Origin of the sequence: Anabaena azotica FACHB-119, assembly GCF_014697625.1 — a bacterium.
In the GTDB taxonomy this organism is placed as follows: Bacteria; Cyanobacteriota; Cyanobacteriia; order Cyanobacteriales; family Nostocaceae; genus Trichormus; species Trichormus azoticus_A.
In genome coordinates this window covers 37,959-60,463 of sequence record NZ_JACJSG010000048.1, presented here as the reverse complement: position 1 = coordinate 60,463, position 22,505 = coordinate 37,959, and the positions used below count along the sequence as shown (strand labels likewise).

The following is a 22,505-nucleotide window of genomic DNA, read 5'->3' as shown; positions in this document are numbered from 1 at the left end:
CTCTTGCCAAATGTTTGAGGATTTGTAATTCTACATCCATTGCCCTGCTTACCTTCCAGAGTTTTTTCTTTTCATCCTTTTATTCAGAATACTCGGAAAGTGACAGAAGAGGGATAAGTGGCAACAAGAAAGAAAATCATTTTGAAATATTGCGCGAAAAAGAAGTAATACTAACTCCCCAGGAAATTGAATTAGCGCATCAAGAGTTATTAGATTTCATAGAAGGTGAAGACTACGATGAATATGAGAATGAGGTTGACAGTTATGACGCAGGATTTGGCTATTATGCTAGCCTAGTTGCTGACGGACAATTGAGTCCTAATGATCCAAATTATCCTTACTAGTTACCTCAATCTTTGCATCTACTGATATTTTTCACACATCGTCTTCGCCCGTTTCTGATTCGTCGCCAGGTGTCTCTGCTGCTATTTTTCTATGTGATTAGAAAAATATCAGACCATGAGGAGAAATCAGACTCGTAATACTCATACATTGCTTCGATCTGTACTTCCTGGCTGATACCGTTGGCTTTGCAGAGGTACGAGAGGCGATCGCTTGTCTGTGTTTCTAACCGGAGTGTGCTTTGTGAAGTAGGCGTTGCACCCGCCCCAGTATAGCGACATGGTTATCCTTGAAAATGATTTAGGAGAAACGTTTCTCCTAACCCAATTGTTCATTGTATAAAAAAGACTACAATTTTGAGAAAGCTATATTTTTATACATAAAAAAATTTCTGCTGTCGGACTATTAAAGTCAAACAGCAGAAGTATCTTATCAGCTTGAAAGAGTACAAGGTACGAGCAGCGTAATTTTGCTTCCTCTGGTGTGGGAAAAGCGATCGCCACAATTTAGTACAATTGTACCAAGCCCTATTGTAACCCTTGTCAAACAACATGAGTTCCTAGCTAGGAAACCCTCAAGACTTTGGTTTGTAAGTCGAAGCAACGTGTAATTCCTTCAACTGCTTGACATCTACGCCCGAAGGTGCATCTGTCAACAGACAACGTGCTTGTTGTGTCTTGGGAAAAGCGATGACATCACGAATTGATTCTTCACCAGCCAGTAGCATCACCAACCGATCTAAACCGTAAGCAATACCACCATGTGGCGGTGTACCGTATTCAAAAGCTTCTAACAGGAAGCCGAATTTATTTTGTGCTTCCTCTGGCGACAAACCGATAGTTTCAAACACCTGTTCTTGAATATCCCGTTGATATATCCGCCGACTACCACCACCGACTTCAAACCCATTGAATATTAAATCATAAGCTTGAGCGCGGGCTGTTTTTAAGTCTTGTAAATCATCGGGGTGGGGTGCGGTGAATGGGTGGTGGAGTGCTTCTAAACGCTTTTCGTCTGCATTCCACTCAAACATGGGGAAATCTACAACCCACAGCAAGTTAATTTTCTCTGGATCAATTAAACCAAATTCTTTGGCGATCGCCTGCCGCAATCTATCCAAAGTCTTATTGACAGTAGCCGCATCGCCTGCACCAAACAATAACAAATGTCCAGCCTTTGCACCTGTACGCTGCAAAATTTCCTGTTTCTGTTCATCGGTGAGGTTATCTTTAATCGCGCCGATAGTGTCAATTTCCCCATCTTCGCGCACACGGATATAAGCTAAACCTTTTGCACCGGCTTCGCTGGCTTCCTTGAATAAATCCCCGCCTGGTTTGATCCGCACATTAGAAATTTGTTCGTTACCGTTGGGAATAGGGAGGATTTTGACGATACCACCATTGGCGACAGCATCCCGAAAGACTTTAAAACCAGAGTCTTTCAACACATCGGAAACATCAACTAGTTGTAAATCGTAGCGGGTATCTGGCTTATCGCTACCATAGCGTTCCATTGCTTCGGCGTAGGTAAGGCGAGGGAAAGGAAGGGGTAACTCAATACCTTTGACGGTTTTGAAGATATAACTAACTAACTTTTCGTTGAGTTGAATTATTTCTTCCTGAGACATGAAACTCATTTCCATGTCCAACTGGGTAAATTCTGGCTGTCTATCGGCGCGTAAGTCCTCATCACGGAAGCATCGGGCGATTTGATAATATCTATCCATCCCTGCTACCATGAGAATCTGCTTAAATAACTGTGGTGACTGGGGTAAAGCGAACCATTCACCAGGGTTGACGCGACTGGGGAGGACATAATCCCTTGCGCCTTCTGGGGTGGAACGGGTGAGGACTGGGGTTTCAATTTCGATGAAACCTTCTACGTCTTCTAGGTAACGCCGCATCGCTTTCACGACTTGATGACGTAGTTGAATGTTACGTGCCATGCGATCGCGCCGCAAGTCCAAGTAACGATACTTCAAACGCAAATCTTCCCGCACCGACTCGCTGTCGGCGGTAGAAACTTGGAAAGGTAATTGTTTCCGCACACCATTTAACAGTGAGATTTGATCAGCGTAGATTTCCACCTCGCCTGTAGGAATGCGGGAATTGAGTGATTCTTCGGGACGTTGTGTTACCCTACCTGTAATCTCCACAACGTATTCATTACGCAGAGAGTTTGCCAGTTCGTAGGATTCTGGGGTGCGTTGCGGATCGCTGACAATTTGGACAATGCCAGAGCGATCGCGTAAATCCAAGAATATCACGCCCCCATGATCGCGGCGACGGTCTACCCAGCCATATAAGGTAACAGTTTCTCCAATATTCGCTTGTCGGAGTTCGCCGCAATAGTGAGTTCGCATAGTTATTTATCTGTTCTTCCGGGCTAGATTGGCTAGTGTATGTCAAAGCTTTCCCATTATCTAGCATCAATCGTATCTAATTGAAGGACAGTTAGCATCACAGCCAAATAAATTTGGCAAATTTGCTTATGTCCCCCGGATAAAGCCAAGGGTTTTACGCCTGTTCTATTTCCAAGCAAAGTTCAATAGCTTCTTTTATACGCTCCATTAGTTCATCTAACGATTTAGCTTGGGTGTGACATCCTGCCAGAATAGGTACTGACGCAACAAAATAGCCATCCGAGTCCCGTTCTATAATCACATCAAATTCTCTGTTCATATTCTCTCAACTTGCACCACTCTCTTATTGACAAAATAACAGTCCCAAAAGCTTATTATTTCGTAGGGTGGGCATTGCCCACCACCTTCTCAATAAGTAGGTGCAAGATATGAATATTGGAATTGTCTGTGAGGTAATTAGGACTTACGCAACTGGCATATTTTTTCTGTAGGGTGTGTGACGCTGCGATAATATTTGAACGTAGTCATGAGACTTGTAGCGTCACGCACCAACCACCAATTGTGACACTTGCGTAAGTCCTGAATTTGTTTCTCTAAGTATTTTGGTGCATCGTCTCCATCTTTACCTGCAATAGTAATCGGTTCATCAAGCATAAGTGGATGAGTCCAGAATGTATGACTACCTCTAGCGGGGCGGTAATTAAAACCTGCTTTCTGCAATATAGCTTTTAACTCTCGAATTTTCTTAGGCATCAATCCTTACTTTTTAAGTATCCGGCTGAATTGTAGAAGTATTACTTGTGTAAAATATCTTTCTCAGCACTTGACTAGTTCTGACTGAACACAGTTCATTACTACCAATTATCAAGTCTTGCGCTCAAAATACCTTCATTTTGGCAAAATCAGGAAAATTGCATTGTAGACTTGTATAAAACCTGCGTATTAACCCTTAGTAACGCAATTATGCCGCCAGACTATTCCGGTCAAAACTTGCGAGGTCGTTCATTTAAAGGCCAAGACTTGACTGGCGCTAATTTTAGTAAAGCCGATATTCGAGGGGCTAATTTTACCAATTCTATTCTCAAAGGGGCTAATTTTGCAGGCGCTAAAGCTGGACTACAACAGCCTTGGACTAATGAGTTGCTGACAGCAGGAATAATAATCTTAGCAATATCACGTTATTTTTCACTTTTTATAGGTATATTGATAGCATCTATTGTTAACCCTGATAATAGAGAATACTTTATTGCAGGAATAGTCAGCTTAATTATTCTTACAGTCTTTTGTATTGTTACTGTTAATAAGGGTTTAACAGCAGGTTTAGTAGTCCTATTTGTAGCCGTAGCCGTAGCCGGAGCCGGAACTGGAGCCAAAGCTTTAGCCTTAGCCTTAGCTGGATATGGGGACAGAACTGGAGCCGGAGCCTTAGCCGTAGTCTTAGCTTTAGCCGTAGCCGGAGCTTTAGCCGTAGCTGTAGCCGTAGCTGTAGCCGTAGCCGGAGCCTTAGCTAGAGACGGAGCAACAACCGTAGCGGGAACTGTAGGTGGAGCCTTAGCCGCAGTAGGAGCAGCAGCAGGAGCCTTAGCTGGAGCCGGAGTCGGAGCCTTAGCCTTAGCCTTAGTCTTTACATTATTTAGTGCTTATATCGGCTGGCGTAGTTTAACAGGAAATGGAAAAGATGCTTGGATTCGCTCATTTGCCGTTACTATCGCAGCAACAGACGGTACAAGTTTCTTTGGTTCTAATTTAACTGATGCTGACTTTACTGGTGCAACGCTCAAAAACACAGATTTCCGAAAAGCAAATCTCACACGCACTCGTTTTTATGAAGCCAAAAAACTTGACTTTGCCAGAGTAGGCGATTCAATATTAGCTAAACAAGATATTCTCAATTTGCTAATTACCTTAAATGGTAGGAATAAATTATATATTGGCGCAAATCTTAAAGGTGCAAACCTTATAGGCGCAGATTTAAAAGAAGCTAATTTTAAAAATGCTGATATTACTAGCGCAACCCTAGAAGGAGCTTGTTTAGAATGGGCAAATTTAACTCTATCTCAAGCTGTAGGTACTGATTTCACTCGCGCTCAAATGACTGGTGGTTGTATAGAAGCGTGGAACATTGAAAGCACAACTAAACTAAATAATGTCGATTGTCGCTTTATTTATCTTCTAGAAAAACCCAAACCGGGAACAGATGATCGTGAACGCCGTCCTAGTAGTGGTGATTTTCAAAAAGGTGAATTTACAAAATTATTTGAAGAAGTTTTAAATACTGTTGATTTAATCTTTCGAGATGGTATTGACTGGAAAGCCTTTTTCACTGCTTTTAAAAAAGTGCAAGTTCAAAACGAAGATACAGAATTAGTTATCCAAAGTATTGAAAATAAAGGTGATGGCGTAGTTGTCATTAAAATTAAAGTACCTGATGGTACTGACAAGGAAAAGATACACAATAATTCTATGCAGAATTATCAGTTAGCATTGCAATTTGTGGAGGAAAAATATAAAGTACAATTGCAAGCTAAAGATCATGAAATCACAATCTATCGCCAACAAAGTGCAGATATGAAAGAAATTATTGGCTTGTTAGCCAATAAGTCAATTAATGTTCAAGTTGATAATAAAGTAGAAAATAAAGCCATGAATAACAGTAGTGATTCCAGCCGTAAATTTGAAAACAGTGGAACTATCAATAATAGCCCAATTAATTTAGGTGAAATTAGTGGTACGGTGACAAATACCATTAACGAGTTATCGCCAGCACCAGCACCAGAAAAACCCGGTATCAAGGAATTATTGACACAGTTACAAGCAGCCATAGAAGCCGAAACAGATTTATCTGAGGAAGATAAAGCCGAAGCTTTAGAACAAGTACAAACCTTAGCCGAAGCAGGGAAGAATCCTCAAGCGGAACCAACACAGAAAGCAGCCAAAACTGCTGTTAAAATTTTGAAAGGGACAATTACTGGTTTACCCGCCACAGCAACATTAGTTGAGGCTGTGAGTAAACTATTACCTTTGATTTCTAAGTTTTTGGGTTTGGGGTAAATTATCAGCTGTTCCACATTTAACTTGCATAACTAGGGCGGGCTGTTCGTCCTACCTCACAAGAGTATGATGTCATTTCAATATGCAAACTAAATGTTTTTCAGCTTATACCGATTCAAAAAATCTTGGCAACAAATCGATTATCTGTAAGGGCGCACAACTGTGCGCCCCAAACCACGTATTTATCGCATTCTTTTTTCAAATTAATATTACCAACTTGAAAAAGTATCTGTAGGGTGGGCAGTGCAGCGCCGTATCATGGTTTTGGTGGGCAGTGCATCGGTCTACGTATATTTGAAAAATCAAGTATGAATCCTATATATGTTAAGATAATTACCTAAATTTTTTACAGAACTTTTATTTAGCCATTTAGTAATTATGTCAAGATGAATGTAAGACTTAAAAAAGTCATGCAATGTTAGGTACTGTACTAGTCGGTCGTTATCAAATCTATCAAATGTTGGGTGGAGGTGGATTTGGTAAAACCTATATCGCACTTGACACTCAACGCCCTGGTCAGCCGAAATGTGTTGTCAAACACTTTCAGCCTGTTACCCATAACCCGGAGTTTTTGGAAACGGCAAGAAGGCTATTCACCAGCGAAGCCGAAACACTAGAAAAGTTAGGGTATCATGACCAAATCCCCCGCCTTTTAGCATATTTTGAGGAAAATCAAGAGTTTTTCTTGGTACAAGAATTTATTGAAGGGCATTCGCTGAGAGTAGAAATGCCACCTAATCAACCTTGGACAGAAGAAAAAGTCATTATACTTTTGCAGCAAGGCTTAGATATTTTGAAATTTATTCACTCTCACAAAGTGATTCACAGAGATATTAAGCCAGAAAATATGCTCAGAAGGCTAGAAGATGGTAAGTTGGTGCTAATTGATTTTGGCGCAGTTAAACAAGTCCAAACGCAGATAACTGGAATTAGTGGTCAAACGGAAATGACTATTGCTATTGGTACGCCAGGATATATGCCTTTAGAACAGTTCCAGGGTAAACCACACCTTAACAGCGATATTTATTCTCTGGGTATGGTTTGTATTCAAGCACTCACAGGGGTGCATCCCAAACAACTAGGAGAAGATCCCGCCACTGGAGAATTTCTTTGGCAATATAGGGCAAAAGTCAGCAATGAGTTAGCATCTGTGTTATCCAGAATGGTACTGATTAACTATAGGATGCGCTATCAATCTGCAACTGAGGTTTTAGAGGCGCTACAACAAAAATTTTCTCCTCCAGCAGAAACGCAAGTAACTGTAGCACCATCAACATGGATGCAACAACCCCAAGTAACTACATCCCAACAACAAGTAGATACTTTCCAGGGCAAAAATACCTTAATTCTTTCTTCAGAACAATATAACTATCTAGAAAATACACTCATGACGTTTGTCGGCCCCATAGGGCGGACGTTGTTACGGCGGGCGACATCAGCATCCAGTTATCAAGAATTAATTGATAATTTATCTTTGAATTTAACAGCAAATCAACAAATTGAATTTAAGAAAAAAGTAATATCATTTCTGGAAGATCCAACTGTTAGGTATGAAAATACTGCCCCTAACTTGCCACAAAAACCACAGCCAACTATTAATGATGTAAATGATTACTTTGTGCGGGAATGTGAGAAAGAATTACTAAATTTAATTGGGCCAATTGCTAAGTTTTTAGTTCAGAAAGCGATAAAATCTAGCAGCGCAACAACTTCTCACGCTGAGTTTATTCAAATTTTAGCGGCTGAAATTCCCGATGCTCAAAAAGCTTTGCAATTCCAGAAGCGGTTACTGCCTTAGATGTAAGAGAATGAAGTCTGTTAACAGCAACCCTAAAAGCCAAGCTAGCTACAAGCCAGTTGAAAAAATTATTCATTCTGCTTGCTTAACATATCCATTGCTATAGTTAAACTGTACTTCATGCGATTAAATGCTGCGGCTAAACCACCAATTTCATCATTACTATTATCGTCAAATTCTACAGTCATATCTCCAGTGCTAACTCTTTGAGCGATGTTTTCAATTTTTCTGATGCGTTGAATTACAGTTTTCTTAATTAGGAAGTTAATGACAATGACAATTATGGCGAACAGAATAGTTAAAGATGCCATAATTCCCAACCAAGTACTTCGGGCATTACTAAATATTTCTTCAGAAGGAACTGAGATGATTTGCGCTGCGACAATTTCATTTAGTTTCCACCCAAAACCGTTTTCTGAACCATAAGTTAACAGTTGACTTTTCGGCGCTTTTTCTGGTGTAGAATGACATTGCAAACAGCTTTGCTCTTTAATTGCTAATGGTCTGGCAATGTAAAATACTGTACCTTCAGGTAAATCACGGAAGTTAGTAATTTCTGGTAGTGATGGATTTTGGCGAAAGCGTTCCACAATGGCTGCTTCATAAGCATCTGCCTTGTCTCGTAAATTCGTAGGGTTCAATGTAGCTTCTTTATAAAAGAAGTTTTGATACCGTTCGTTTTTACGTAAGTTCTCAAATACTTCTGTTGCTGAGTAAGCTGGGACTGTTTCTGGAATGAAAGATGATGCTGTTTCTAGCTGAGGTAAGAGTAAATCTCTGACTTTATTTTGTGTGTAATTTCGTACTGCAATCATAGTATTTAAGAGCGCTAAGGCATTGGAAGTTACTTCTGTTTGCGCTCGCTGCTGGAGTATGCTAGATAGGACTGTGCCACTTAAGACAATGCTAATGATAAAAACTATGGTTAGTAGTAGGTTAAATTTTGTACCAATCTTTATTTTTTTTAACATTAGTCTAAATTTTTTAGATAAAGCCTGATCTACTATTGTAGTAAAATACTGTAGCGAAGATAGCTAATAAAAGCAATATAGTTTATTAATTAACAATAATAATGCCCTGGAAATTCTCACGTCGTTTTTTTTTGGACAATCAATTTTTTTAATAGTTAATGCCTGTACATCAGAACCGCAATCTGGGGGGTTATTAACTATTGGTGTAATCAATTATGATGGCGGAGGAGCAATAATTAATCAGTATGCTAGATTTCAGCGTTATTTAGCAGAAAGAACAAAAGCCAAGATTATTCTAGAGCCTACTTTTAATGAAAATAAAGCTATTGAGCGTTTAGAATCTCGTGCTTGGTCATTGATGTTTGCTCCCCCAGGCATAGCTGCGATCGCAATTTCTCGCTATCAGTATATTCCCATATTTCCGTTAATCGGCGTGACTAATTTGCGCTGTGTGCTTGTTACCCGTGAGGACAGCCCCATCCGTACCTTGCAAGATTTACAGGGGAAAACAGTAGCTTTAGGGCAATTAGGTTCAGCCACTGGATATTATTTGCCTTTATATAATCTTTATGGTCTGACAGTAGCGGAAATTTTATCTGCGCCTACACCAAAAACTGTAATGCAATGGGTAGCTGAAGGCAAGGCGATAGCTGGGGCTGTTTCGATGGCAGAGTTTAATCTTTATAGTTCACAATTCCAGGGAACTAAATTTCGCATTTTCTACACAGATCCCCATTATGTACCACCTGGTGTAGTCTTGATTCAACCAACTATAGAAAGTAAACGCCAAGAGTATATTCGGAAAGTTATGAGTGACTTTCCTTCTAGTTCTGCTCAAGAAGTTGGCTATATACCTAATGCAGCTATCCCAAATTATAAATATATGATTAGTGTGGTTGAGCGAGTGCAACCAATTACTTCTCAATTGCAAACTAAGCCGGTTCAGTTATTTAATAAGACTATTTAGATATTATATCATGTGCATCATATCTTGAGGGTTGGTAATGGGTAATTGGTAATTGGTAATGGTAACAATATGTATCAGTTTTATGAGTGAAGAAAAAGTAATTATCAACACACCATCACCTCGCACTCGTCAAAGTCTAGCCACAGATTTTGTTAATGCTGGGGTTAACTCAGGTATGACGGTGATAGTCCATTCATCTCTGAGTTCTCTGGGTTGGGTTTGTGGCGGTTCGGTTGCAGTGGTTCAAGCATTAATGGATGTAATTACACCCACGGGAAATATCGTTATGCCTACGCATACTGGTGATTTATCTGACCCTGCGAACTGGCAAGAACCCTCTGTTCCTAGAGAATGGTGGACTATTATTCGTGAAACTATGCCAGCTTTTGACCCGCAGGTAACGCCAACGCGAGAGATGGGACAAATTGTGGAAACATTTCGTACTTGGGAAAATGTGCTGCGAAGTTCTCACCCACAAGTATCTTTTGCTGCTTGGGGAAAAGATGCGGAAAAGATAGTGTTAAATCATTCCCTGGATTATTCTTTAGGGGAAGATTCACCATTAGCACGTCTTTATGACCTTGATGGTTGGGTATTGTTATTAGGAGTTGGTTATGAAAATTGTACTAGTTTTCATCTTGCTGAGTATCGCTTTGGTGGAAGAGAGCAAGTTAAAAAAGGTGCGCCTATTTTAGAAGCTGGGCGAAGAGTTTGGCAATGGTTTACAGATATTGATTTTGACACAAGCTGTTTTGTGGAGATGGGTGCAGCTTTTGCACAAACTGGTCAGGTACAAATCTCAACAGTTGGTTCTGCCCAAGTTAAGTTATTTAAGGTAAGAAACGCGGTTGATTTTGCTGTTTCTTGGTTAAAGGATAATAGTCAATGAATCAACTAGACACAAAAGCAACAGCTTGAGAAATTAGCGATCGCCTAAAAATTGCTTTGCAGTAATTCATATCATATATTACTGATGTGTTTTGTTTTAATAAAGTTGACTAATACCAATTCGCTAAAATAGGACAACACATCGATTATATGTAGGGGCGCACAGATGTGCGTCCCTACCTATATATCTGTCGCATTCTTTTTTCAAATTGATATAAGCTAAAATGCCAGTTCATTTCCTAAATTATTTTTAAATGGAGTTAAAATATATATAATAAGTATTAACTTCAAAAATTATGAGCGTTGTTGCAGCTAAAAGATTTCCAGATAAATTAGAGTTCGCTGCTGATAGCATTCGCGTGGATGGATACTTAACAGAAACTACTCGTGTAACAGGAGATGAACAAGGTAAATTGTTTGAAGTTAATGACATGATTATTGGTACTGTGGGCTATGTGATGGAGTTGAGCTTCATGCAGATATTTGCCAGAAATCATAAGCCTGCGGCTGCTACAGTAGAAGCAGTTCTAGATTTTATTGTCGAGTTTTACGCTTGGGCTAAAAAGAAAGATGATACTTTTGGGCGTAAGAATAGTTATCTCATTGGTATGGAAGGTGAAATATTTCGCGTCAGTAGTAGCTATTTAGTGGAAAAAATTAATGAGTTTAGTGCTATTGGTGCTGGACAACACTTTGCTTTGACAGCAATGTATTTAGAAAAAAGCCCGAAAGAAGCTGTAGAAATTGCTAACGAATTGTGTGTTTACTGCTCTGGGCCAGTAAATCTAATTACAAAAACTTTACACTTATCCCATACTTAGCCAATGAACTTTTACATATATGATGAGCGTTCAATGATTTGATAGTTGGTATGTCAACTTTATAATTTCCTCTAAAGCTGAAAGCGATCGCCTAAATGACATATAGAGCGATCGCTTTTTATCTAACTGTCCACAAATCAGATAAAATATATGTATCTGAATACACAAATTCTCATATTTAAAAATAAATAAAAGCTTAAATTTTCATATCAAATAATGAATACCGATTTGACATCTACTAATACAAACAATGTTAATACCCTATCCCAAGCTGCGGCGGCTTACCGGGGAGAGAATAACAACCGTCCTCAGCCAGAGGTAATAGTCAATGCTTTGTTAGAAGCCGAAAAAGCAGCCAAACAGCAACGGCTAGATTATGATTTTGATGCTTTAATAGGAAAATGGCGGTTGTGCTTCGCCACAGGAACGAAAAAAGCCCAAAAACGGGGAGGGATTATTTTAGGTAAGGGTTGGTATGTACCCCAATTGACGAAAATTTATATCTCCTTTAGTCCTTCTTCAGCCGAAGATATCAGCAAAGGCGAAATTGCTAATCAAGTACAATTAGGGTTTTTGTTATTACAACTGACAGGCCCAGCTAAATATTTAGGTAAGAAAAACCTCTTAGCTTTTGACTTTACCCAAATGTATTTTAGTTTATTTGGGCGGACTATTTACCAACAAAAAATTCGTTCCGGTAAGGTTCAAGCTGAGGATTTCTACAACCAACCCATAGCTAAACAAGCATTTTTTGCCTTCTTTATCGTTACACAAGATTTTATTGCTGCTCGTGGACGTGGGGGAGGTTTGGCATTATGGATAAGGGAGTAATGGGTAATGGGTAATTGGTAATTGGTAATTGGTAATTGGTAATTAAGAGTTTAGCTCTTTTCTAAAAGTGGTAAAAGCGATCGCTCAATTTCTCGCCTAACTACCTGATTACCTTGCAAGTTTAGGTGAATATGGTCTTGGTATAAAGCTTTAAAGTCATCAGTGGCGTTAAATATCGGGAGGAAATCTATATAGGTAATTTGCTGCGACTGGGTAAAGTCCTTCAGGCGCTGGCGTGCTGTGATTTCATAATCACGGGGGCCTGGTTCACCTAGTTCTCGTAATAAGGGAGTCATCACCAGCAAAAATTGACTATGATTTTGCCGAGTTAATTCCGCAATTTTACTGATAGCATTGAGATTAATACCGACGCGATCGCCTGCTTCTTTTTGTAATGCAGCTAATTCTGGGTTAGGTTGTGGTTTTTTAACGTAACGCTGCCATACTTCTATTAATGCCAGGGGTGGTTTTTTGTCTGGATAGTTGCGATCGCGTCCCACAGGTAAAGATGTCGGCGCAGTAGCAAATAAATCATCAGTATTGATCACTAACACAACCACTTGGGCATGGAAATTACCAAAGCGTTGTAAGTAAGCTAACTCATTTCTCGGCCCCCAAGAATTAGCCGAAGCATTCAGCACCTCTACTTGTTGATAATTGTCATGAGTTGATGAACTAAGCGAAGCCATCATCAAACTAGAGATTGTATTATTTTGATCAGTCCACCACCCACCATTAACAATCGAGTCACCCAAAAATAGCACTCGCAAAGTAGCAGGTGCAGGAGTCTTAGCGATACTCCCACTCCGCATAGAATATTCATTGATTTCAATCCGATTTCCAAAGCGGCGGGTACGCTGGTTAGGTGCTAGCAAGTAACCAATTTCTTCATCACCGAGATAAATCAGAGGATGACCAAAACCAAAAAAAGCCCGCAACCCTATTTCCACCGCAATCAAGCCTACAGTTATCAGTAAAATTATCAATAGTCTATAGTCATTAGTCATTAGTCAATAGTCCTTAGTCAATAGTCAATAGTCATTAGTCAATAGTCATTAGTCCACAGTTATTCTCCCCCATCTCCCCGTTCCCCTCCAGGGAGGGGCTAGGGGTGGGTTACTCCCTCATCTCCCCCATCTCCCTATTCCCCTCCAGGGAGGGGCTAGGGGTGGGTTACTCCCTCATCTCCCCCATCTCCCCCCACTCCCCCATCTCCCCCCACTCCCCCATCTCCCCCCACTCCCCCATCTCCCCCCACTCCCCAATCCCCATCGTATAAAACTGAACAACAAGCCTACAGACATAAGCAAAATAGCTGATGAAAATGTTGCAAAGCTTAAACAAAATATTATGTGTAGCATCGCCATATTAGCGAGTAGACAGACTAAAATCGAAACGGGCAAATTGACCCAGTAAAAAAGGAGGAATACAAAGCTATGTCCGACTTAAATCGCGGAATTATGAAATTTGATGGGGCAGATTCGCCTAAAGTTGTTACCATCTCTACAGTGCTACTGTTGGGATCGATCGCTGGTTTAATTATTTGGGCGTTACAAGCAGCCTACGCACTCAACTAAGTGTATGGTCGGCTAACAGGACACAGGCAACTAGAATTAGGGTGCAGGGGTATATGGGTATAGGGGAAAAATTTCATAAATTACACACCAGTTCGGCTCTCATACACCCTTACACCCCTACACCCTCCCGTCAATCCTGGTGATTGTTGTCCATACAGCAACTAACAGCGCCCTAAATAATGATTTACACATTGCAGGAAAATTTAGATATTGAAGATTTGAGATTTTAAGTGCAAGATTAATCTCAAATTATAAATGCAGCATGAGAGAACTTTGGGGTGCCTTAGTTATATTAACTGTCTGTCCCCTCTTGGGCGCGTTACCGTTAATTTCTTGGATTACTTACGCGCTCAAGAAGAGACGTTTGGCACAAATTGGTACAAGAAATGTCAGTGTTTCCGCCGCGTTTTACCACGGTGGTAGATTAGCTGGTCTTTTGGCGGTTCTATCAGAAGCCCTAAAAGGAATTGCCGCAGTTTACATTGCGCGTGCTTTTTTCCCTGAAGGGTCGTTTTGGGAACTGCTGTCCCTCATCGCCTTGGTACTAGGTAGGTACTTCATGGGTAGAGGGGCGGGGACAACCAACGTCGTCTGGGGGATAATAACACATGATCCCCTAGTAGCAGTATTTGTGATGCTGTTGGCTATGATCAGCTTCACGCTTTTACAGTCGAGAAATCTGGTCAAGTATGGAGTTTTATTTGTGTTCCCTATATTTATAGTGCTGCTCCATGCGGAAGATTTTCCCAAAATTATCACGGCTGTAGCCTTGGCTGGGTTGCTATGGTGGATTTACCAAAGGATTCCTGATGACCTGGATTTATCGTCTCAAGAACTAGATTCACAATCACAACCGATATTTGAATATTTACGCGGTAGTAACACAATTCTCACTTTAGATGATGAATTGGATCAAGCGCAGGTGGGACAGAAGGCTGCTACCTTATCGCAAATTAAACGCTGGGGTTATCAAGTACCCAAGGGTTGGGTGCTGGTTCCTGGTAATGACCCAGAAAGATTATTACAATTTCTCCAACCTTCCGAATTATCACCCTTGGTAGTGCGTTCTTCTGCCATTGGGGAAGACTCAGAACAAGCTTCGGCGGCTGGGCAATATGTAACGGTGCTGAACGTTACGAATTATCAACAATTACAACAAGCGATTACAGAAGTTAGAGAATCATATAATAATCCATCGGCTGTGCAGTATCGCCGCGATCGCGGTCTACCAGACACAGCCATGTCAGTTTTAATTCAGCAACAAATCCAAAGCGCCTATTCTGGGGTAGCATTTAGCCGCGACCCCATCACCCAGCAAGGCGATGCGGTAATTATCGAAGCCTTACCCGGTAGCCCGACTCAAGTTGTGTCTGGGAAAGTGACACCAGAACAATATCGGGCTTTTGTAGTTGAATCAGATAATCTCTCCTCTGTCAAATTAGAGGGGACGGGACGAGTACCACAGGCGTTAATTAAACAAGTAGCATATCTAGCCCGTCGTCTAGAAAAGCGTTACCTGGGAGTACCACAAGATATCGAGTGGAGTTATGACGGACAAACCCTGTGGTTATTGCAAGCTAGACCAATTACCACCTTACTACCGATTTGGACGCGGAAAATTGCGGCGGAAGTAATTCCTGGTGCAGTGCATCCCTTAACTTGGTCGATTAATCGTCCTTTAACTTGTGGAGTTTGGGGTGATATTTTCACGCTAGTATTAGGCGATCGCGCTACAGGTTTAGACTTTGCCCAAACAGCAACTCTGCATTACTCCAGGGCTTACTTTAATGCCTCCCTCCTGGGAGATATTTTCCTGAGAATGGGATTACCACCAGAAAGTCTAGAGTTTTTGACCAGAGGCGCGAAAATCAGTCAGCCACCCTTGCAGTCAACCTTAAAAAATCTGCCTGGACTGCTGAAGTTACTCAAGCAGGAACTCAATTTAGAAAAAGACTTTAAAAAAGATTACCAAAACGTATTTATTCCAGGGTTGTCGCAATTAGCTAATGCGTCCTTGGAAGAACAGGGAATAGAAGAACTGTTAGCCGGGATTGATATCAACCTGGAATTAATCCGTCAAGCCACATACTACAGCATTTTAGCCCCCTTGAGTGCCGCCATCAGACAGGGGATTTTTCGGGTAAAAGACGAGCAAATTGATAACAGCGTCACCCCAGAAGTAGCCGCTTTACGTTCCCTGAGAACTTTAGCTGTAGATGCAAAAGAAGTATTACCAGAATGTGAACCTGAACAAGTCTTTGATAAATTGGCGCAAACCCCAGAGGGAGAGAAAATTGTTTACGAATTTAACGAATTGCTGGAAGATTACGGTTATTTAAGCGATGTGGGTACGAATATTGCCGTTCCCACTTGGAAAGAAGACCCCCAACCCATCAAGCAGTTATTTGTCCAGTTAATTCAACTCAGTGAACCAGAAAAAGCCGAATTAGAAGCAAGGAAAGCTATTCCACCCAAGCGCAAACGTGGGACAGTGCAGAGACGGGTAGATATTAAAGGACGAGTCACCGAAGTTTATTCCCGCCTGTTAGCCGAGTTACGTTGGAGATTTGTAGCTTTAGAGAAGATTTTGGTAAAATCTGGGTTACTGAGGGAAGTAGACGATATCTTCTTTTTGCAGTTGGATGAAGTGCGGCGTTTAGTAGCAGATGCAGATAACCAATTGCAGGCTAACTTAACCCAACTAATCAAATTTAGGCGATCGCAATTTCACCAAGATAGTCTCATCGAGCAAGTCCCCTTTGTAGTTTACGGCAATATACCCCCACATCCCGCAGAGGCAGCAGAAGTATACTCAGACCAAATATTACAAGGCATTCCCGCCAGTCATGGACAAGCCGAAGGCAGAATCAAGGTAGTACGCAACTTACAAAACTTGCCATACATCGACAAAGATACAATTTTAGTAGTCCCTTATACAGATTCTGGTTGGGCCCCTCTGCTAGTCAGAGCAGGAGGGCTAATTGCAGAAGCCGGGGGAAGACTTTCTCATGGTGCGATCGTTGCGCGAGAATACGGAATTCCCGCCGTTATGGATGTTAAAGGTGCAACATGGATTCTTCAAGATGGTCAACGGGTGAGAATCGACGGCTCTAGGGGTATTGTGGAATTATCCAACGACTTAAGACCAGAATGATTACCGTATCTCTCAACGACCTACCCGAAGAATGTGTTTCGCACAACCCAGAAATCAAAAAGCAAGTCATGTTGAGGTTTGGTGACTTACCACACCTCACCAACTTTTCTCAAGCCCGTTTCGCCCCCAGTCAAACTGCATCAGCCCACGCCCACCAAGATATGTGCGAAGTATTCTTCGTCCAGTCTGGCGCAGGAGTAATACGCATCAATGGACAAGAATACCCCTTGCTTCCAGGGAACTGCATCGCCGTAGAACCTGGGGAAGTTCACGAAGTAATTAACAATAGCACAGCCGAACTCGTACTAACTTACTTTGGCTTGCAAGTAGGAGTAGGCGAGTAAAAAATTGTTTGAAAATGGGTGAAGTAGTTAAATTCATATCTTGCACCTTGTCAATAAACGGGTGGCTCCCTGCACTCCCCACCCTACGAAATTACAAGAGTTTTAAGCTCTGATGTTCGCAATAAGAGAGTGGTGCAAGATGTAAGTAAAGATAAATGAATAAGTTCACCTGCTCACTTTCATTGATAAATGGAGGTAGATAAATGGTTCAATCGCTACCGATGACGATTAGTGTTGATCAGTTTCTAGACTGGTATCCTGCTAATTCAACACAGTTACGTTACGAACTGCATAATGGATTTATCAAACAAATGCCACCACCAACAGGAGATCATGAATTACTTATTGCATTCTTAATCAAGCAAATTTTGTTGGAGTGCGCCCGTCTTTCAAAACCCTATGACATTCCTAAAATGGGGTTTGTTCAATCCAATGAAGGTGAATCTGCTTTCTTGCCTGATGTACTTTTGTTGAATCGTCTCAACTTAGCCAATGAGCCAAAATGGAGGAGTAAATCAACAGTTAGTCAGCCATCATCAATTCCATTAGTTATAGAAGTTGTCAGCACAAACTGGCGTGATGACTACTTCACCAAGCTTGGACAGTATGAAGCAATTGGCATTCCTGAATACTGGATTGTAGATTATGCGGCTTTGGGTGGGAAAAGATTTATTGGTAATCCTAAACAACCAACTATCTCGATTTATTCGTTAGTTGAAGGGGAATATCAAGTTAAGCAATTCCGAAATGGCGATCGCATCGAATCATTAACTTTTCCCGAATTGGCTCTGACTGCTGAGGTGATTTTTCAATCTGCCATTCCACTAACATAGGCTCGACCGCGCACTTAGAGGATGTCTGAAAACTTTTTATTGTTGTATTCAAGACCTGACTTTTCACGGGATCTAGAAAACCCCTCTCCAAACCTCTCCCCTGCAAGGAGAGAGGCTTTAATTTCTCCCCCTTCCCTACTAGGGAAGGGGGCTGGGGGGTTAGGTCTGGCGTTAGCTTTTCCACATCACGTGAAAAGTCAGATTCAAGACAAGTACATACCCCATTATTTCCCTTAAAAAGGGGTAATTTGAGAAGTTTTCCCCCCTTTTTAAGGCTAGAGGGAATCAGAAGAGATATTTAATACTTAAGAGATATCTTCTAAGGAGTGGGGATGAAATTGTTATAATGAAGACGAAACTGCAATAATCCCAAAAAGCTAATGTGAGAAGTCAATAACGCTTTTTGAGTAGAAATTACTCTTAAATCTCAACAGGTGTTGACCTGTTAACACGGGGATAAAATGAAAAATAGTGAAAAAAAAATCTTCTTAACGTTAGCTACAACTGTAGGCATTTCTTTAGGAACTCTACTATTAACTTCACCCGTAGCAGCTAACGATAATTCACAGATTAATAATAGTTTAATTCCTAGAGAGCCAAACTTTTTTCAACAAGGAAGAGAGCAGTTTGAGCGAGAACTGCAACTACTAATCAAAAGCAGTCGAACTAATCAAGAGACTGTATTAAAGGTGGTTCCTGATAAACCAAATATACAACAACAGTTATCACCACTAGAAAAACCTCAAGTTGTGCCTACTGTGCCTATTGAATCTGAGCCTAACTAGCTGTAGCAGTGCAGCGCCATATCATGACTTTGGTAGGCAATGCCTCTATCAAGGTGAATATAACCTCTTAACTCTGTGCCTCTGTGCCTCTGTGGTAAAAAATCATTTATTCAACCACACAGACACAGAGACACAGAGAGAAAATAAGAGTTCACGGGGCTGAGAATATTATTAATGTTATTATTTTAAGTAATTGCACTTAAATAATTAAATTAATATTAAAAACAATACATGACATCCAGTTCGCTGCCTGCTAATCCTTTTGTGGCTGCTGGGATGATTGAAGACCCCAGATTGTTTGTTGGTCGGAAAGATGAATTACACGCGATCGCCTCTCGCATGACTGGCGTACAGCCGACGAGTATCAATATTGTCGGCGATAAGCGTATTGGCAAATCTTCACTGCTGTATTATTTTTATCTGACTTGGCAGCAGCGAGTACAAAACCCGAATCGTTATCTAGTAATTTATCGCTCACTCAGAAACGCCAATTGTCAAACTGAGGCGGGATTTTATCAAGAAGTAGCTAATGGTTGGGGTAATCTTGGTAACAATAGGCGATTTCTAAATAATCCCTGGAAGCCGAAATCGTGGAATAGACAGACATTTTCCGAGGCTATCAAGGCGATGGAACAGCAGCAAGTTTTACCTGTGCTGTGTCTTGATGATTTTGAAAGCCTGTTCGACTATCCCCAGGAATTTAACGATGGATTTTATGATAATTTGCGATCGCTCATGGAAGACAACGCCTTGATGTTGGTAGTAGCTTCCCGCAAATCACTCAGGGTTTATGGTGAAGAACATCGATTTGTCTCCAGTTTTTTCAATATTGCTCACTGTATTGTTTTGCGAGAATTAACTACAGATGAAGCAATTGAACTGACGCGCTTACCAACTCGTTCTAGTCAGGGTGCAGTGTTGAATCAAGATGAACAGAATTATGCTCAACAGTGGGGTCAGCGTCATCCTTATAAGCTACAACTAGCAGGTACTTATTTGTGGGAAGCACGTCAAACAGGTAAGCCAATCAAATGGGCGAGACAGCAGTTTGAACAACAGATTAATCTTCCTGCATCGGGAAAACAACAAAGCTATTGGCAAAAATGGCTGCTGTTTATATTTGTGGATTTGCCCAAGCGCTTGGGTAGTTTCACCAAGTTCACTGGCGAAACTGTAGGTGATTTGGGTAGCTGGATAATTGGAATGACACTTATAGTAATGGTTGTTCTGGGTTTTGTGGGTGTGCTGAACTGGAACCAAGTTTGGGATTTTGTACGTGACCAGCTGGGGATTAAGTAGCGATGAGTAAATCTCGAACATCAGAACTTTGGAATTATGTAGCTGAATGTGTCCGCCTCCTCTATTGGATTTACTTTAAGCCTTACACCTTTGAACGCTGGCTGCGCGATATACATCCAGAATTAAAGCCCAGAGATAACCCCTTTGATAAAAAATCTGAGTTTCAATCTAACCCTCGATTGCGTCGCTATGCCGGACAGGTTTGGTGGTTAGTTGCATTAGCACCAATATTCTCACTGTTATTTATTGCATCATTTTATACAATCGCTAGTGGTGAGTCGTTTAACTGGTTGTTTTCAGGCTTGGGTGTGTTGTTGGGTTGTGTAATCGGACAGATCCTAAATCGTATTGTTAATAGAAATAAATTCAAAATCATACTACTTTTTGCCCTCCTTATACTGGTGGCAGATAGATTTTCATCACCTGTAGTATTAGACCCGAAGAACTGTTTTTTCTCAGGCATAATGGTAAGCTTGTCATTTGCTCTAGCGGGATATGTGTTGGAAGATGTGATGTTCTATGGTGTGGATACCATAATGATAGGTGTGATCTTCAGTGTAATAATTGGTGTAGTATTTAGTGTGCCTGGAGGTATTGCGGGAAGTGTTGCGGGAGGTGTGGCGGTAGGTGTAGCTCTAGGCTTGTTGTTTTCCGCTACGATGGGAAGTAATGACGTGGTTGTGGTGAAAGACGTAGCACAAGCTGTAGCTGTAGGCGTGATGGGCAGCTTGTTGTTTGGTGGAGTAGGCATTGCGCCAGGCCTATCATTGGTTTTGAGTATGTTACGGCTTTGCTTTTGGTTGCCAGAATTGATCTGGGTGTTCATCCTTTTCTTCATTTCTCGCTTCCAAAAAAAAGGACATTATTTAGAATATTTACCTCCTCACTTTGATGAATTGATTATTCTGCCTCTGCCTTTCATGGATAAGATGATTGTAGAAACTTATCAGGAAAACCCAACTGCTGCTCGTGAAATTGTTGATTACCTGATTACATCCACAAATCAACAAAAAGTCGCTAGACAGGCAATTATTAAAATTACCATAGATATTTTGAATCAATGTCGAAGATTGAGAGATATTGAGGATATCGCCTATCAACTGAGTTGGATTCCTTACCCACCACCACAGGAACTCGGCACAGTTTTACCCCAATTTTTAGAAATTAGCCAAAGTGTAAGGGCATCACAAGAAGCAACAACACCCTATCGCCGATATGAATTACTCAATCCTCCTATCAACGCCTTAAACGAACTGAAAAACATTCTAGCTTTTGGGAAAAATGCTTCATTAGCTACCAAGTTTGGCAGCATAAGCGATCGCTGGTTAACCATTTTACAGTTAGCACAACGTACCTTAGAGGAAACAGCAAAACAGTCACAAGAAATTCGCCAAGTTTATATCGCTGGTAATTCACTAGATCCAGAAACAGCCAAGTTTCGTTTTAAAGGGCGAATTGATATCTTTCGAGAAATCGAAACCTTGACACTTTCTGACCAACCCCCAGTTTTGTTACTATACGGTGGACGAAGAACAGGCAAAACTTCCGCACTCAAATATTTACCTTATAAAGTCACCTCAGATATCATTCCTTTGCTGATAGATGTACAAGGTGCAGCATCAGCCACCACAATCAAAGGATTTGCCGAAAATCTAGCCCAACAAATTATTGATTCTGCCAGACGCTTACCCCGCAGGCTAAACTTACCATATCCAGATAGCAAAAAGCTGAATGAAGATCCATTTCCCGCACTGCAAACTTGGTTAGCAGAAATAGAACGCAGTCATTCTAGTAAGCGATTTCTTCTCTGTCTAGATGAATTTGAACGCTTGAGTGAAGTAGTCAAAGCCACAGATAGCCGTGCGCCACTCAACTTTATTCGTCACCTACTCCAACATCAAAAACAATGGATTTTGCTGTTCAGTGGTTCCCACCAATTATCTGAACTTGATGCTTACTGGAGTGATTATTTAATAAACACTCGCGCCTTGCGAATGACTTATCTGCAAGAATCAGAAGCCCGTGAATTGATTCTACAACCAATAGAAGACTTCACCAATATTTACGAACCAGAAGCAGTAAATAAGATTATCCAAACTACTCGCTGTCAACCTTACCTCGTGCAATTGCTGTGCTATGAATTGGTAGAATTGCTAAATCGTGACATCAGAGCAAATAGAAGACAACCTAATACAGCCAAAGCCACATTAGCCGATGTCCAAGAGATAATTCCCATCGCACTAGAACGAGGTGATCAATATTTTCGGGAATTATGGACAAGCTTAGAAGAAAGCGATCGCCATTTACTAACTCGTCTCATTGCAGGCGAAACCCCCACCCCCCAAGACAGCAAACTAGTCAAAAAACTAGCACGCAAAGAAATTCTCACCCCAGAAGGTAACACTTTTCAAGTACCCTTAGTACAGCAATATATAGAACAACTACTAGAAGAAGAATAATATCAATTCAAAATTCATATTAC

Annotated in this window: 19 protein-coding genes and 1 pseudogene; 14 read left to right on the top strand and 6 right to left on the bottom strand. The window is 41.0% G+C overall.

Annotation, left to right across the window (positions count from 1 at the left end):
• Nucleotides 1-344 (top strand): annotated as a pseudogene (locus tag H6G83_RS35015) (hypothetical protein); the annotation flags it as partial.
• 141 nt (nt 345-485) lie between these two features.
• On the opposite strand, the gene H6G83_RS27605 reads toward H6G83_RS35015, so the two are convergent.
• The 4 genes from H6G83_RS27605 to H6G83_RS35590 all read right to left on the bottom strand — a co-directional run bounded on the left by H6G83_RS27605 (nt 486) and on the right by H6G83_RS35590 (nt 3,457).
• On the bottom strand, nt 486-623 hold the full coding sequence (locus H6G83_RS27605; protein ID WP_190478000.1) for a hypothetical protein: 138 nt from the start codon (nt 621-623) through the stop codon (nt 486-488).
• A gap of 293 nt (nt 624-916) precedes the next feature.
• Nucleotides 917-2,704, bottom strand: coding sequence for an aspartate--tRNA ligase (gene aspS, locus H6G83_RS27600; protein WP_190477998.1), 1,788 nt, complete (start codon nt 2,702-2,704; stop codon nt 917-919).
• A gap of 154 nt (nt 2,705-2,858) precedes the next feature.
• Nucleotides 2,859-3,023 carry a type II toxin-antitoxin system HicB family antitoxin gene (locus tag H6G83_RS27595; RefSeq protein ID WP_190477996.1) on the bottom strand — a complete coding sequence of 55 codons (165 nt, stop codon included), beginning with the start codon at nt 3,021-3,023 and terminating at the stop codon, nt 2,859-2,861.
• Nucleotides 3,024-3,160: 137 nt separating this feature from the next.
• Nucleotides 3,161-3,457, bottom strand: a complete 297-nt coding sequence (locus H6G83_RS35590; protein ID WP_242044853.1) for a type II toxin-antitoxin system HicA family toxin — start codon at nt 3,455-3,457, stop codon at nt 3,161-3,163.
• Nucleotides 3,458-3,667: 210 nt separating this feature from the next.
• Here H6G83_RS35590 and H6G83_RS27585 point away from each other — a divergent pair, with 210 nt between their 5' ends.
• Together H6G83_RS27585 and H6G83_RS27580 are read left to right on the top strand one after the other, a co-directional pair.
• Nucleotides 3,668-5,755: a pentapeptide repeat-containing protein gene (locus H6G83_RS27585; RefSeq protein ID WP_190477994.1), complete on the top strand. Its 2,088-nt coding sequence runs from the start codon at nt 3,668-3,670 to the stop codon at nt 5,753-5,755.
• Nucleotides 5,756-6,170: 415 nt separating this feature from the next.
• The gene (locus tag H6G83_RS27580; protein ID WP_190477992.1) at nt 6,171-7,553 is read left to right on the top strand and encodes a serine/threonine-protein kinase; all 1,383 of its coding nucleotides are present in this window, start codon (nt 6,171-6,173) and stop codon (nt 7,551-7,553) included.
• A 68-nt stretch (nt 7,554-7,621) separates the two neighbouring features.
• Here H6G83_RS27580 and H6G83_RS27575 read toward each other — a convergent pair whose 3' ends face one another.
• A complete protein-coding gene (locus tag H6G83_RS27575) occupies nt 7,622-8,524 on the bottom strand; it encodes a Tll0287-like domain-containing protein (RefSeq protein ID WP_190477990.1) in 903 nt (300 codons plus the stop codon).
• Nucleotides 8,525-8,612: 88 nt separating this feature from the next.
• On the opposite strand from H6G83_RS27575, the gene H6G83_RS27570 reads away from it, so the two are divergent.
• From H6G83_RS27570 to H6G83_RS27555, 4 genes are all read left to right on the top strand, one after another.
• On the top strand, nt 8,613-9,491 hold the full coding sequence (locus H6G83_RS27570; protein WP_313937188.1) for a phosphate/phosphite/phosphonate ABC transporter substrate-binding protein: 879 nt from the start codon (nt 8,613-8,615) through the stop codon (nt 9,489-9,491).
• 58 nt (nt 9,492-9,549) lie between these two features.
• Nucleotides 9,550-10,380 carry an aminoglycoside N(3)-acetyltransferase gene (locus H6G83_RS27565; protein WP_242044852.1) on the top strand — a complete coding sequence of 277 codons (831 nt, stop codon included), beginning with the start codon at nt 9,550-9,552 and terminating at the stop codon, nt 10,378-10,380.
• Between the two features lie 295 nt (nt 10,381-10,675).
• Nucleotides 10,676-11,200, top strand: a complete 525-nt coding sequence (locus H6G83_RS27560) for a hypothetical protein (RefSeq protein WP_190477988.1) — start codon at nt 10,676-10,678, stop codon at nt 11,198-11,200.
• 216 nt (nt 11,201-11,416) lie between these two features.
• Nucleotides 11,417-12,031, top strand: a complete 615-nt coding sequence (locus H6G83_RS27555) for a hypothetical protein (RefSeq protein ID WP_190477986.1) — start codon at nt 11,417-11,419, stop codon at nt 12,029-12,031.
• Nucleotides 12,032-12,081: 50 nt separating this feature from the next.
• On the opposite strand, the gene H6G83_RS27550 is transcribed toward H6G83_RS27555, so the two are convergent.
• Nucleotides 12,082-13,038, bottom strand: coding sequence for an SGNH/GDSL hydrolase family protein (locus tag H6G83_RS27550; RefSeq protein WP_190477984.1), 957 nt, complete (start codon nt 13,036-13,038; stop codon nt 12,082-12,084).
• Between the two features lie 429 nt (nt 13,039-13,467).
• Between H6G83_RS27550 and H6G83_RS27545 the strand changes: the two genes are divergently transcribed.
• From H6G83_RS27545 to H6G83_RS27515, 7 genes are all read left to right on the top strand, one after another.
• Nucleotides 13,468-13,608 carry a hypothetical protein gene (locus H6G83_RS27545; protein ID WP_190477982.1) on the top strand — a complete coding sequence of 47 codons (141 nt, stop codon included), beginning with the start codon at nt 13,468-13,470 and terminating at the stop codon, nt 13,606-13,608.
• Nucleotides 13,609-13,870: 262 nt separating this feature from the next.
• A complete protein-coding gene (locus H6G83_RS27540; RefSeq protein WP_190477980.1) occupies nt 13,871-16,762 on the top strand; it encodes a glycerol-3-phosphate acyltransferase in 2,892 nt (963 codons plus the stop codon).
• Complete coding sequence (locus H6G83_RS27535; protein ID WP_190477977.1) at nt 16,759-17,106, top strand: cupin domain-containing protein; 348 nt, start codon at nt 16,759-16,761, stop codon at nt 17,104-17,106. Before H6G83_RS27540 ends, H6G83_RS27535 begins: the two co-directional genes overlap by 4 nt.
• A 203-nt stretch (nt 17,107-17,309) precedes the next feature.
• Nucleotides 17,310-17,939 (top strand): Uma2 family endonuclease, encoded by a 630-nt coding sequence (locus tag H6G83_RS27530; protein ID WP_190477975.1) that lies wholly within the window; start codon nt 17,310-17,312, stop codon nt 17,937-17,939.
• 461 nt (nt 17,940-18,400) lie between these two features.
• Complete coding sequence (locus H6G83_RS27525) at nt 18,401-18,724, top strand: hypothetical protein (RefSeq protein WP_190477973.1); 324 nt, start codon at nt 18,401-18,403, stop codon at nt 18,722-18,724.
• 231 nt (nt 18,725-18,955) lie between these two features.
• Nucleotides 18,956-20,023, top strand: a complete 1,068-nt coding sequence (locus H6G83_RS27520; RefSeq protein WP_190477971.1) for an nSTAND1 domain-containing NTPase — start codon at nt 18,956-18,958, stop codon at nt 20,021-20,023.
• A gap of 2 nt (nt 20,024-20,025) precedes the next feature.
• Entirely contained in the window at nt 20,026-22,482 is a 2,457-nt protein-coding gene (locus H6G83_RS27515) for an nSTAND1 domain-containing NTPase (protein WP_190477969.1), read from the top strand.
• Nucleotides 22,483-22,505: the final 23 nt, after the last annotated feature.